The sequence below is a fragment of the Thermoanaerobacter sp. CM-CNRG TB177 genome (genome assembly GCF_018588165.1).
In the GTDB taxonomy this organism is placed as follows: domain Bacteria; phylum Bacillota; class Thermoanaerobacteria; order Thermoanaerobacterales; family Thermoanaerobacteraceae; genus Thermoanaerobacter; species Thermoanaerobacter thermocopriae.
Window position 1 is genome coordinate 18,558 of sequence record NZ_JAFCAC010000053.1, and the last position, 13,028, is coordinate 31,585.

Below are 13,028 nucleotides of genomic sequence, written 5' to 3' on the forward strand. Positions count from 1 at the left end.
AGAAGTTTTTTTGTCAATCTAAAATAAAAACAGGGGGTGGTTAATTGTATAAAACGTTTACACATTAAATATTTGCTACCTACAACATAGGTTTTATCATTTTTTAAATTGTTGTAGGAGGGATTGCATTGAATAAGAAATTTTCAAAAAACATAATTGCTGTTATTTCATTTGTAATATTATTCTATTATAGTTTGGGCAGTTTTGCTTATGCTGACATTTCCGGTGTTACCTTTTACACTCCTTATATTAATATTGCCGTTACCCCAGGAGATTCTATTTCTTACAACATAGATATCCAAAATAAATCTACTCAAATCAAAAATATTCCCTTAAGTGTAAAAGCTCCAAAAGATTGGCAAACAACATTGACCGCTGGAGGTTGGAAAATCGAAGAAATTTCCGTGAAACCAAATGAAACTCAGACTGTTAATTTAACCGTGGATGTTCCTTTAAAAATTAACAAAGGCTCATATAATATTGTGTTGCTTGCTGCAGGTTTGCCAGTTCTTACTTTGACTGTAAATGTAACAGAACAAGGGACATATCAAACAGAGCTTACCAGCGATCAGCCAAATATGGAAGGTACCAACAAATCTACTTTTACTTATGAAGTCAAGTTAAAGAACAGAACTCCTGAAAACCAAACTTACGCACTTACTGCAGATGTTCAGGCAGGATGGAACGTGCAATTTACTGTTGAAGGAAAAGAGGTCACTTCTGTTTCTGTCGAGCCTAATAGTCAAAAGATAATCCAGGTTTCTATCAATCCGCCTTCCCAAATAAAAGCAGGTACTTACAAGATTCCAATAAAAGCACATACGAAAAACACTAGCGCTTCTCTCACATTAGAGGTAGTTATTCGCGGCACCTATGGCATTGAATTGAGCACACCTTCTGGTGTTTTATCTACAGATGTAATTGCTGGTGGTGATAGAAAAGTAATTCTACAGGTAAAAAATACAGGTTCAGCTCAATTAGCGAAAATAAACTTTTCAGCTGATACTCCTGTTGATTGGGAGGTGACTTTTGAACCACAAACAATAGATACTCTTGCCCCTGGAGAGACCAAAGAGGTTGTTGCAATTATTCATGCGGATAAAAAAGCAATAGCAGGGGATTACGTAGTTACCATGAGAGCTTCTACTCCTGAAGCAAGTAATGAAGCTGTTTTTAGAGTAACTGTTAAAACCAGTTTATGGTGGGGAATTGTGGCTGTAATTATTATTGCAGGAGTCATTGGTGGGTTATATTACTTGATTCAAAAGTACGGGAGGCGGTAACTGTGGCTGAGGCTGTAATAGAACTTATTAATTTAACAAAAATTTATGGCACTCAGCCTGCTGTTGACCATTTAAACTTGACTGTTAAGACAGGTGAAGTTTTTGGCCTTTTAGGGCCGAATGGTGCTGGCAAAACTACCACAATTCTCATGATATTAGGTTTAGTGGAACCTACCCAAGGAGAAGCAAAGGTTTTAGGTATTAATGCCACGCGTGAACCTTTAAAAGTAAAAAAGTGGGTAGGATATTTGCCCGAAGACGTGGGATTTTATGACGATATGACGGGCTTAGAAAATTTAATTCTTACCGCACGGTTAAATGGAATGGAAGATGGTAAAGCCCATAAGACTGCAGAAGAACTTTTAAATCGTGTCGGATTGAAAGAAGCGATAAACAAAAAAGTTGGTGCTTATTCCCGTGGTATGCGTCAGAGATTAGGTTTAGCTGATGCATTGATAAAAAAACCTAAAATGATAATTTTAGATGAACCTACTTTAGGGCTTGACCCTGAAGGAATGAGAGAATTCCTCAATCTTATTAGAGAACTTAGCAAAGAAGAAGGAATAACAGTGTTGCTTTCTTCTCACCATCTCCATCAAGTTCAAGAAATATGTGACAGAGTGGGGATTTTTGTAAAGGGACGCTTGATTGCACAAGGTACCATTAGTGAATTGGCCAAAAAGCTATTTTTTTCTGAACTTTACACTTTTGAAGCAGTTGTAGCGCCTAATGACGATAAGATAATTGAAATTATTTCTAAAATAGAAGGTGTAACAAAAGTGGAAAGAGAGGATAAGACATTAGTTATAAATGCCAATAAGGACGTGGCACCACAAATAGCAGCTGTGGTTGTAAACAAGGGATATGAGTTACATCGGATTCAACCTAAAGTCTATGGACTTGACGATATTTACCATTGCTACTTTGAGGGGGTGCAGTAAAATGCGCCACTCACTTTATGTGTTAGTCAAAAAAGAAGTTTCTGATCACATTCACAGCTGGAGGTTTAATATATTGCTAGCACTAATTTTTCTTACTGCTATGGCATCAATTTATACTGCAGCTATGACGATTAGGGATGCAGTGCCAAAAGCGGAGACTCCAATTGGTGACGTAAATTTATTTTTGAAAATTTTTACAGTTTCTGACGGGAAACTTCCTTCCTTTATTGCTTTTGTAGGTTTTTTAGCACCCCTTTTGGGAATTGGTATGGCGTTTGATGCAATAAATGGGGAGAAAAATAAAGGAACTCTTCTTCGATTACTTGCTCAGCCAATATATCGGGATGATGTGATATTGTCTAAGTGGCTTGCTTCTCTTTTTGTAATTACTACGTTTTTCATTGCTTTAGGATTATTTGTAATGGGATTAGGAATACTTTTTTTTGGAATACCTCCAACTATTGAAGAAGTATTAAGAATTGTTGTATTTTTACTTGTTACTTCTTTATATGTGGCAGTATGGTTGAGCCTTGCTATTCTCTTTTCAATATATTTCAGACAATCGGCTACTTCACTACTGGCTAGTATTGCGATATGGCTATTTTTTACACTGTTTTATGAAATGATTGTTAATATAATTGTGCCGTCTAATCCAGAGGGAGCACCGCAAGTAGTATTACAACAGATGCATACGCATCAGTATTTATTACGGCTTTCTCCTAATATTTTGTATCAGGAGGCAATCACCACTTTGCTTTCTCCTAATGTTAGAGCGCTAGGACCTCTTACAGTAGAACAATTAGTTGGTGCTATTCCATCTCCTATTGCATTTGAACAAAGCCTTTTACTCATTTGGCCGCATATTGCAGGGCTTATCGCTATAAGTGTTGCTTTGTTTGGCATTTCCTTTACACTTTTTATGAAGCAGGACATCCGCGGAAGATAAAGCGGATGTCCATTTTATATTGGCATTTTAACAAAAAAATTCATGTTCATTTATTTTGCAAATATTGTGGTAGTATAAACGAATATTAAAGTCCTGCCATATATTATGGAGAACTAGGTCTTTTTAGAATATGTGGTAAATGCAAAGAAATATACTTTACAAAAAAAGATGTTAAAAAATTATTTTTTATTGACAAGGTTATGAAGCAATGTTATACTATATATTGAGGTGAATGCGATTATGTATACCATATTTTGTAGCAAAAATTAATACTTTCAATTAGAGGTGCCCAATTTTGACTTTAAAATTGGGTTAAAATGGAAGTGTGGTGAAAGTCCTGCACGGTCCCGCCACTGTGATGATGAAATGAAATGGAGGTATAAAATATGGAAATTACTATGAAAGTTATAAAAAGAAATGGGAAAGAGGTTGAATTTGATAAATCTAAAATTGTAAATGCTATATATAAAGCTTTTAAAGCAGTGGGGGAAGGGGAATATAAACAAGCAGTAGAAATAGCAGATGAGGTTACTAATTATGTTGAAAAGAATTTAGAAGGAATAGCTAGTGTGGAACAAATTCAAGATATTGTAGAACAATATTTAATAAAGCGTGGTCATGCTAAAGCGGCAAAAGCCTATATTTTGTACAGGAAACAGCATCAAGACATAAGAGAGTTTAAAAAGATGTTTATGGATATTGAAAAAATGGTGGATGAATACATAGGAAAATTGGACTGGAGAGTAAATGAAAATAGCAATATGAGTTATTCACTTCAAGGTTTAAATAATCATATCTCCAGTACGATAACAGCTCATTATTGGTTAAACAAAATATATCCTCCAGAAGTTAGAGATGCCCACGTAAACGGAGATTTGCACATTCATGACTTAGGCCTTTTATCTGTGTATTGCTGTGGATGGGATTTAAGAGATTTACTTCTTTCTGGATTTACAGGAGTAGAAGGAAAAGTTCAAAGCAAACCTCCAAAGCACTTTAGGTCTGCTCTTGGGCAGATTGTCAACTTTTTCTATACACTTCAAGGGGAAGCAGCAGGAGCTCAAGCTTTTTCCAACTTTGATACTTATTTAGCGCCTTTTATATATTACGATAATCTTTCTTACAAAGAGGTTAAGCAAGCTTTACAGGAGTTTATATTTAACATAAATGTTCCTACAAGAGTAGGATTTCAAACTCCTTTTACAAACATAACTATGGACCTTGTGATACCAGAAATTATGGCAGATGAACCTGTTATAATTGGCGGTCAATTGATGGATAAAACATATAAAGAATTTCAAAAAGAAATGGATATGCTAAATATGGCTTTTGCAGAAGTCATGATGGAGGGAGATGCCAGCGGCAGGATATTTACTTTTCCAATACCCACTTATAATATAACAAAAAATTTTGACTGGGATAGTCCTGTCATAGATAAAATAATGGAAATGACTGCGAAGTACGGTTTGCCCTATTTTAGCAACTTTGTAAATAGTGATTTAGATCCCAATGATGTGAGATCGATGTGCTGTCGGTTGAGGTTGGACAACAGAGAATTAAGAAAGCGAGGAGGGGGGCTTTTTGGAGCGAATCCTCTTACAGGTTCAATAGGAGTTGTAACTATAAATATGCCAAGAATTGGGTATTTATCTAAATCAAAAGAAGAGTTTTTCCAAAGGTTAGAAAGGCTTATGGATATTGCAAAAACAAGCCTTGAAATAAAAAGAGAAGTTTTGGAGAAAATGACTGAAATGGGATTGTATCCTTATTCGAAATTTTACTTGAGAGATATAAAAAAGAGATTTGGATTTTACTGGCAAAACCATTTTAACACGATAGGGCTCATTGGGATGAATGAGGCACTATTAAATTTCATGGGAGTAAGCATAGCCAGTGAAGAAGGAAGGAAATTTGCCATTGAAGTATTGGATTTTATGAGGCATAAATTAGAACAATATCAATTAGAATCTAATTTCATGTACAATTTAGAAGCTTCCCCTGCAGAAGGAGCTTCCTATAGATTGGCTAAAAAAGATAAAGAATTATTTCCTGATATAATAACTGCAGGTAGCGATGTGCCTTACTACACTAATTCTACACAGCTTCCTGTAGACTTTACTGAAGATATATTTGCTGCTCTTGACTTACAAGAGGAGTTACAGACAAAATACACAGGAGGTACAGTATTTCACGGATTTATTGGAGAAAGTATAAACGATGTGACTGCCTGCAAAGCTCTAGTCAAAAAGATAGCTTATAATTATAGAATTCCTTACTATACTATAACTCCAACTTTCTCTATATGTGAAGACCATGGTTATATATCAGGAGAGTATTATGAATGCCCTTACTGTGGAAAAGAATGTGAAGTTTACAGTCGAGTTGTAGGGTACTATAGGCCAGTAAAAAATTGGAATGAAGGAAAGAAAAAAGAGTTTAAAGACAGAAAGGAATTTGTCATATGATATACGACTTTATGCCTGTTTCTTTTGTTGATTTCCCAGGAAAAATTGCAGCCACTGTTTTTGTAAGTGGCTGCAATTTTAAGTGTCCTTACTGCCATAACTCTTATTTAATTCAAATAAGGGAAGGTATGCGGAGTGAAAAGGAGTTTTTTGATTATCTTAAAAAGAGAGCAAATTTGATAGAAGGAGTGTGTATTACAGGCGGAGAACCTACTCTTTGGAAAGGATTAGAAGATTTTATAAAAGATATAAAGGATTTAAATTTTAGTGTTAAGCTTGACACTAATGGATCAAGACCACAAGTGTTAGAAAATTTAATAGATGAAGGATTGCTCGATTATATAGCTATGGATATAAAAGCACCAATAGAAAAATATGGCATATTTTTAAAAAACAAAAAAGATATAGATAATGTTCAAAAAAGTGTAGAGATAATTAAAAATTCTGATATAGATTACGAATTTAGAACTACTGTAAATGACAAACTACTTACTTTAGAAGATTTTGAGGCTTTAGCTGATTGGATTTCTCCTGCGAAAAGGTATGTTTTACAAAGGTACAAGTATGAGGAAGGAGTATTGGATAAGAAGAGGAGTGGAATTCAAGATTGTAATATTAGCTTTTTGAAAAAAATAAAAGAAAAACTAAATGGAAATTTTGGTGAGATATTAATAAGAGAATAAGAGGTAAAAACCGAGGGAGATCGACAGACCGAATGTTTATACGGACCATTCTTTTATGAAGGATTGATATTTTTTTTTAAAAAGTGTAAAATAAAAGTAATCGTCATTTATTAAACAATAGGGTGTGATAAAATGCCAAGACCTCCAAAATGTAGATGGGTTAGAAGTGAACCAAACGTGACGCATTTTAAACCTGTTGGCGTCCCTATGTCTATGTTAGCTGAAGTTATACTAACAGTAGAGGAATTGGAAGCTATAAGGCTTAAGGATTTGGAAGGTTTAGAGCAAGAGGAATGTGCTGATATGATGAAAGTGTCAAGACCCACCTTTTTTAGAATAATAAGTTCTGCTAGACAAAAGGTAGCTGATGCTTTAGTCAATGGCAAAGCGATAAGGGTGGAAGGTGGCAATTACAGGGTTTATAATGAAGAACAAAGATGCCATAGAGGTATGCGCCATAGGCATAGCTATTGGGGTGGAGAAGATTGATTCATATATTTTTACAAGACCTTTCATATATATAGTATAATTAATGCTGTGAATTAGAATTACTATATATATGAAAGGATGGAGGAGATGGACCTTATAAAAGATTTCATTGATATTATATTGCATCTTGATAGGTATTTGGGTAACATTATACAAATGTATGGTGCCTGGACTTACAGCATTTTGTTTTTTATAATTTTTTTTGAAACTGGCTTTGTAATAACTCCTTTTTTACCAGGAGATTCTCTTCTTTTTGCTGCAGGGACGTTTGCGGCAATTGGCAGCTTAAATGTATTTTATGTGATTATGCTTTTAGCATCTGCTGCAATATTGGGAGATACGGCAAACTATCACATAGGAAAATTTGTCGGGGAAAAGATTTATGAAAGAGAAAATTTAAAATTAATTAAAAAAGAGCATTTGATAGAAGCTCGTAGTTTTTATGAAAAGTATGGTTCTTTTACTATTGTTATAGGAAGGTTTATACCAATTATTAGAACTTTTGTACCCTTTGTAGCAGGGATTGGGGAAATGAGGTATTTTAAGTTTTTGTTTTACAATGCATTAGGTGGAGCACTGTGGGTTCTACTTTTTACTTTAGGAGGTTATTATTTTGGAAATTTGCAGATAGTAAAAGACCATTTTGGATTTGTAACAATTGCGATAATTGTTATATCTCTAATGCCCCCAATTGTAAGCTTTTTAAATAGAAAAAAACGTTGAGTCAAGAACTTTTACAAATTATGTACTGCCATATATAATACTTTAAATTTATGAAAGGAGTATAGGAGTTATGGGCTGGTTTGGACCTAAAGGTGAAACTATTATATTAAATGTTAAGGGGATGACATGTAACCATTGCAAAATGTCTGTCGAAAGTGCACTAAAAAAGTTAAATGGTGTATCAAAAGCTGTTGTTGACCTTGACAAAGGAAATGTTACGGTAACTTATGATCCTTCCAAAGTTTCTATAGATGATATGAAAAAAGCAATTATTGATACAGGATATGAAGTGTAATATAGCTATTAAAAATTTAAAGTGAACAAAAGCGTTGAAGGATTTAAAAATGAATCAGCTTTCGACAAACTTTTTACTTATAAATAAAGTCTCCTCCTTTTATGCTCGAGTGCAGGCTCGACGGTAAGCTGCTTTCCCTAAAATTTCGCAAACTAGTTTCAAAAATTCCGCGATGCACTCTACGCATAAAAGCGGAGACTTTTCTTATGCCTAAAGTCTGAAACGTTGAATACTTATCAATGGTTTTCTTTAGTTGTTTTTATTTTGGTTTAAATGTTGTGCATTCTGTTTCTGCGCTAGTTTTTGCAGGCGTTACTTTTGAACTTACTTCAATTGATGGAGCGTGGCATCTCATATCTTTCCAGTAGCTGCAAGTATTTACTGAACATTTAACTACATTTTCTGCTGTCATATAACACACCTCACTTATTTATTATCAACAAATAGTATTTCCATATATTAATTTATTATACTTTTTGCGAACAAAATAACAAAGGCTAAGACATAATAGCGAAATACCTTATAAATACATATTTGTCACCCATCTTTCTTTGGAAATCTACGTGGCTTAAGGAAGGTTATCAAATATTGCACTTATCTCTTCTACCTTGAATTCCTGTGTTAAATTTTATACTTACAGACAATGTTAAATAAACTAAATTTTGAAACGTATCTATTGACATTGATATAAGATTGTGATACTTTAAGAAAAGAAATCATATAATTCCTATCTAAATAATCGGAATTAAAAGGAGGCAAAAACTTATGTCTTCAAGTTAAATAGAATTGTTCCTGAAAATGCAGCGGAGGTACGATGGTCAGTACTGTAAAAGGGTATAAGTTGATTCTTGTAATGCCTGATACGATGAGCATAGAACGAAGAAATTTTTGCGGCAATTGAAGTTGCTAATTGCCTCGGGAAAGGAAAACGGGTTGTAACTGAGTTGCCTGATACAGGTAAAAGCTATTTAAGTATGCAGAAATTTTTTTGAATATTGAACTTTATCGTCAATAAATATAGAATTATGAACAGATACTAATAATTAAGAAACGGTAAATTATACGGAAAAAATGCAACTACTTCGTGGTTTAGATATCTGACTCTACAAGATAGGAGGTTAAAAAGTTTTTTTATGAAAAAAAATAACAGAGTAGTAGTGGGAATGAGCGGAGGTGTTGATAGCTCTGTTTCGGCTTATCTTTTAAAAGAACAGGGATATGAGGTTATAGGTGTTACGATGCAAATATGGCAGGACAAAGATGAGGAAGCAGTAAGAGTTGAAGGCGGCTGTTGTTCATTGGCTGCTGTTAATGACGCCAGAAGAGTAGCGAATAAGATTGGCATTAAATATTATGTAATGAATTTTAAAGATGTTTTTAAAGAAAAAGTAATAGATTATTTTGTAGATGAGTATCTAAGAGGAAGGACTCCCAATCCCTGTATTGCTTGCAATAAATATATAAAATTTGAAGAACTTTTAAAAAGAGCCTGGATGATAGATGCATATTATGTAGCAACAGGCCATTATGCGATTAAAGAGTACGATGAAGAGAGAAGAAGGTATTTATTAAAGAAATCTGTAGATACTTCAAAAGACCAGACTTATGTACTATATAATCTTACTCAAACTCAGCTTGAGCATATTTTGTTTCCACTGGGTAAATATAAAAAAGATGAGGTCAGAGAGTTAGCTAAAAATTTAGGCCTGCCTGTTGCATCAAAGCCAGACAGTCAAGAAATTTGTTTTGTAACTGATAATGATTATGGAAAATTTATTAGAGAAAATGCCAAAGAAGAGATAAAACCAGGAGAATTCCGCGATACGAGAGGTAGATTTTTGGGTTATCATAAGGGAATTATACATTATACAATAGGACAACGGAAAGGTTTAGGAATTTCTGTTGGCAAACCCCTCTATGTTGTCGATATTGATGCAGAAAATAATGTGGTAGTATTAGGATACGGTGACGAAGTATTTGGGGATGAACTCATTTCCTATAATAACAACTTTATTTCAATTGACAAACTTGAAGGAGAGATGAGAGTAAAAGCAAAGATACGGTACACTGCAAAAGAGCAGGATGCAGTAATACGACCACTTGAAGATGGGAGGGTTTTTGTGAAATTTGACAATCCACAAAGGGCTATTACACCAGGGCAGTCAGTAGTTTTTTATGATGGAGATATTGTTGTAGGAGGGGGAACAATAGAAAGAAAAGTTAGATAAAATTTCTGAATCTCCTTTTATGTGGAAGAATTTCCTATAAAAATACTGAGAGATGAAGAGGAGATGAAAATATGGCCGAAAAAGCTAATTTAAAAATAACAGGGATGTCTTGTGCAGCTTGTGCAACAAAAATAGAAAAAGGGCTTAAAAGCTTAGATGGAGTTTTAGATGCAAATGTAAATCTTGCGATTGAAAAAGCAACGGTTATATATGATCCAGATAAAATTAACATATGCGATATTGAGAAAAAAATAGAAGATATAGGATATGGTGTAATAAAAGATAAAGCAGAGCTTGCACTTGTGGGTATGTCCTGCGCATCATGCGCTGCCAAAATCGAAAAAACCTTAAAAAACCTGCCTGGTGTAAGCAATGCATCAGTTAATTTTGCGACTGAGACAGCAATTGTCGAATATGATTCAAATGAAGTTGATACAGAAAAAATGATTAAAGCGATAAAAGATATAGGATATGATGCAAAGGAAAAAACTGGAGTAGGTATTGATACAGGAAAAGAGATAAAGGAGAGAGAAATAAATACATTAAGGAAACTTGTAATATATTCAGCGATTTTAACTGTGCCGTTAGTAATATCAATGGTTTTTAGAATGTTTAAAATTTCAGGAGGAATACTTGATAATCCGTGGTTACAGGTATTTTTATCTTCACCTGTTCAGTTTATCGTAGGTTTTAGATATTATAAGGGTGCGTGGAACAATTTAAAAAATATGACGGCAAATATGGATACTTTGGTAGCTATGGGAACATCTGCAGCATATTTTTATAGTTTGTACAATGTATTTACTAAACCCTCTCATGAGATACACAACTACTTGTATTTTGAGGCATCAGCAGTTATTATAACGCTTGTAACATTAGGTAAGCTGCTTGAAGCTATAGCCAAGGGAAAAACATCTGAAGCAATAAAGAACCTCATGGGACTACAAGCAAAGACTGCAAGAGTGATAAGGGATGGGCAAGAATTAGATATACCTATTGAAGAGGTCAAAGTCGGGGATATCGTTGTTGTAAGGCCGGGCGAAAAAATACCAGTTGACGGTAAAATAATTGAAGGCAGTTCAGCTGTGGATGAATCTATGATAACTGGAGAATCTATTCCTGTAGAAAAAGGCGTTGGTGATGAAGTAATTGGCGCTACGATAAATAAAACAGGAACCTTTAAATTTGAAGCCACAAAAGTGGGTAAAGATACGGTATTATCGCAAATTATTAAAATGGTAGAAGATGCCCAAGGGTCAAAAGCGCCAATTCAACAAATCGCTGATAAAATCTCTGGTATTTTTGTCCCGGCAGTTATAGGTATAGCTGCTACCACATTTTTAATTTGGTATTTTGGGTATGGAGATTTTAATGCGGGCATAATAAATGCAGTATCAGTACTTGTAATTGCCTGCCCGTGTGCTCTTGGACTTGCAGTTCCGACCTCTGTGATGGTAGGGACAGGAAAAGGAGCAGAAAATGGTATACTCATAAAAGGAGGAGAACATCTGCAGAAAGCAGGAAAAATCACGACAATAGTGCTTGATAAGACTGGGACGATAACAAAAGGAGAACCGGAAGTTACAGACATAGTAGCTTTTGGAGATTTTACCGAGGATGAGATACTAAAAATAGCGGGAATTGCAGAAAAAAATTCTGAGCACCCATTGGGACAAGCAATCGTTAATAAAGCAAAAGAAAAATTCAAAATATTGGAAGACCCTGAGAAATTTGAGGCTATACCAGGCTACGGTATATGCATTATGATAAATGAAAAAGAGTTTTATATTGGCAATAGAAGGCTCATGGACAAACAAAATATTGATGTAACATCAATTGAAGATAAAGTCACAGAACTAGAATCACAAGGTAAAACAGCAATGATATTGGCATCTCGCGACAGCGTTTATGGCATTATAGCTGTTGCAGATACCGTAAAGAGTGACTCGGCAAAAGCTATTAAAGAGTTACACGCTATGGGTATTGAAGTATACATGATTACAGGAGATAATAAAAGGACTGCTGAGGCAATAGCAAAACAAGTTGGTATAAAAAATGTGCTGGCAGAAGTATTGCCAGAACATAAGGCTGAAGAGGTTATGAAACTTCAAAAAATGGGAAAAGTAGTTGCAATGGTGGGAGACGGTATTAATGATGCTCCTGCTTTAGCTACAGCGGATGTTGGCATAGCGATAGGTACAGGTACAGATGTGGCGATAGAAACCTCGGATATAACGTTGATAAGTGGTAATCTTATGGGTATTGTGACCGCCATAAAATTAAGCAAAGCTACCATGAGAAATATATATCAAAATTTATTCTGGGCTTTTGTATACAATACAATCGGCATACCATTTGCCGCAATGGGCCTTTTAACTCCAGCTATAGCAGGAGGGGCAATGGCATTTAGCTCAGTGTCAGTTGTAACAAATGCTTTAAGATTGAGAAGATTTAGGGAATGAGTTTGGAATTGTCCAAACTCATTCTTTCGCTTATTTCTGTTGCTACTTCAGTCATATGACTGATTGGGTTTAATGCTTTGTTTGAGATGATTATTCCTCCTAAAATTGCAATTGCAATTAAAATTGGAATCATAATAGTTTAATGGATCATCCGGTTATGAGTTATGAGATTATAAATAAGATGAAGGTTATGGAAAATATCGCAAAGATAATTCGTCATCATCACGAAAGATATGATGGCAAAGGTTATTCCGATGGATTAAAAGGAAAAGAGATACCTTTAGGTTCACGAATAATAGCTGTGGCTGACAGTTTTGATGCCATGACTTCTAAAAGGCCTTACAGAGATTCATTTACAATGGCTCAAGCTATTGAAGAATTGAAGAAAAATGCGGGAACACAGTTTGATCCTAAAATTGTTGATGCGTTTATATCTGTAATAGAAAATTTGGGAATTGATTATTAAAATTTTTTAATTTCTTTTTAATGAAAATCTAATTTTCCTTTAAGACT

The 13,028-nt window shown here is 34.5% G+C and carries 12 protein-coding genes and 1 pseudogene; 12 read left to right on the forward strand and 1 reads right to left on the reverse strand.

Going from position 1 to position 13,028, the window contains the following annotated elements; genetic code table 11:
* Positions 1–128: 128 nt before the first annotated feature.
* From I4N53_RS05045 to copZ, 8 genes are all read left to right on the forward strand, one after another.
* A complete protein-coding gene (locus I4N53_RS05045) occupies positions 129–1,283 on the forward strand; it encodes an NEW3 domain-containing protein (protein ID WP_214495749.1) in 1,155 nt (384 codons plus the stop codon).
* Between the two features lie 2 nt (positions 1,284–1,285).
* Positions 1,286–2,224, forward strand: coding sequence for an ABC transporter ATP-binding protein (locus tag I4N53_RS05050; protein ID WP_013150600.1), 939 nt, complete (start codon positions 1,286–1,288; stop codon positions 2,222–2,224).
* Between the two features lies 1 nt (position 2,225).
* Positions 2,226–3,170: an ABC transporter permease gene (locus tag I4N53_RS05055; RefSeq protein WP_028991887.1), complete on the forward strand. Its 945-nt coding sequence runs from the start codon at positions 2,226–2,228 to the stop codon at positions 3,168–3,170.
* A 386-nt stretch (positions 3,171–3,556) separates the two neighbouring features.
* Positions 3,557–5,635, forward strand: a complete 2,079-nt coding sequence (locus tag I4N53_RS05060; RefSeq protein WP_214495750.1) for a ribonucleoside triphosphate reductase — start codon at positions 3,557–3,559, stop codon at positions 5,633–5,635.
* The gene (locus tag I4N53_RS05065) at positions 5,632–6,318 is read left to right on the forward strand and encodes an anaerobic ribonucleoside-triphosphate reductase activating protein (protein ID WP_013150597.1); all 687 of its coding nucleotides are present in this window, start codon (positions 5,632–5,634) and stop codon (positions 6,316–6,318) included. The genes I4N53_RS05060 and I4N53_RS05065 overlap by 4 nt, the downstream gene beginning before the upstream one ends.
* 132 nt (positions 6,319–6,450) lie before the next feature.
* Positions 6,451–6,807: a DUF134 domain-containing protein gene (locus I4N53_RS05070; protein WP_214495751.1), complete on the forward strand. Its 357-nt coding sequence runs from the start codon at positions 6,451–6,453 to the stop codon at positions 6,805–6,807.
* A gap of 87 nt (positions 6,808–6,894) precedes the next feature.
* The gene (locus tag I4N53_RS05075; RefSeq protein WP_013150595.1) at positions 6,895–7,530 is read left to right on the forward strand and encodes a VTT domain-containing protein; all 636 of its coding nucleotides are present in this window, start codon (positions 6,895–6,897) and stop codon (positions 7,528–7,530) included.
* A 70-nt stretch (positions 7,531–7,600) separates the two neighbouring features.
* The gene (copZ, locus tag I4N53_RS05080; protein ID WP_013150594.1) at positions 7,601–7,825 is read left to right on the forward strand and encodes a copper chaperone CopZ; all 225 of its coding nucleotides are present in this window, start codon (positions 7,601–7,603) and stop codon (positions 7,823–7,825) included.
* Positions 7,826–8,084: 259 nt separating this feature from the next.
* Here the strand turns inward: copZ and I4N53_RS05085 are convergent, their stop codons facing one another.
* Complete coding sequence (locus I4N53_RS05085) at positions 8,085–8,237, reverse strand: DUF1540 domain-containing protein (protein WP_013150593.1); 153 nt, start codon at positions 8,235–8,237, stop codon at positions 8,085–8,087.
* A 472-nt stretch (positions 8,238–8,709) separates the two neighbouring features.
* On the opposite strand from I4N53_RS05085, the pseudogene I4N53_RS12350 reads away from it, so the two are divergent.
* The 4 genes and pseudogenes from I4N53_RS12350 to I4N53_RS05100 form a co-directional block, all read left to right on the forward strand.
* Positions 8,710–8,817, forward strand: a pseudogene (locus I4N53_RS12350) (cysteine synthase A); the annotation flags it as partial.
* A 141-nt stretch (positions 8,818–8,958) separates the two neighbouring features.
* Positions 8,959–10,053: a tRNA 2-thiouridine(34) synthase MnmA gene (gene mnmA, locus I4N53_RS05090; protein ID WP_214495752.1), complete on the forward strand. Its 1,095-nt coding sequence runs from the start codon at positions 8,959–8,961 to the stop codon at positions 10,051–10,053.
* 71 nt (positions 10,054–10,124) lie between these two features.
* Complete coding sequence (locus I4N53_RS05095; protein WP_214495753.1) at positions 10,125–12,515, forward strand: heavy metal translocating P-type ATPase; 2,391 nt, start codon at positions 10,125–10,127, stop codon at positions 12,513–12,515.
* A 157-nt stretch (positions 12,516–12,672) separates the two neighbouring features.
* On the forward strand, positions 12,673–12,981 hold the full coding sequence (locus I4N53_RS05100) for an HD-GYP domain-containing protein (protein ID WP_255549722.1): 309 nt from the start codon (positions 12,673–12,675) through the stop codon (positions 12,979–12,981).
* Positions 12,982–13,028 lie beyond the last annotated feature (47 nt).

Coding starts and splice junctions, on each gene's coding strand:
- I4N53_RS05100 (WP_255549722.1), top strand. CDS start 12,673: ATGAGTTATGAGATTATAAATAAGATGAAGGTTATGGAAAATATCGCA.
- I4N53_RS05065 (WP_013150597.1), top strand. CDS start 5,632: ATGATATACGACTTTATGCCTGTTTCTTTTGTTGATTTCCCAGGAAAA.
- I4N53_RS05075 (WP_013150595.1), top strand. CDS start 6,895: ATGGACCTTATAAAAGATTTCATTGATATTATATTGCATCTTGATAGG.
- I4N53_RS05095 (WP_214495753.1), top strand. CDS start 10,125: ATGGCCGAAAAAGCTAATTTAAAAATAACAGGGATGTCTTGTGCAGCT.
- mnmA (WP_214495752.1), top strand. CDS start 8,959: ATGAAAAAAAATAACAGAGTAGTAGTGGGAATGAGCGGAGGTGTTGAT.
- I4N53_RS05070 (WP_214495751.1), top strand. CDS start 6,451: ATGCCAAGACCTCCAAAATGTAGATGGGTTAGAAGTGAACCAAACGTG.
- I4N53_RS05060 (WP_214495750.1), top strand. CDS start 3,557: ATGGAAATTACTATGAAAGTTATAAAAAGAAATGGGAAAGAGGTTGAA.
- I4N53_RS05085 (WP_013150593.1), bottom strand. CDS start 8,237: ATGACAGCAGAAAATGTAGTTAAATGTTCAGTAAATACTTGCAGCTAC.
- copZ (WP_013150594.1), top strand. CDS start 7,601: ATGGGCTGGTTTGGACCTAAAGGTGAAACTATTATATTAAATGTTAAG.
- I4N53_RS05055 (WP_028991887.1), top strand. CDS start 2,226: ATGCGCCACTCACTTTATGTGTTAGTCAAAAAAGAAGTTTCTGATCAC.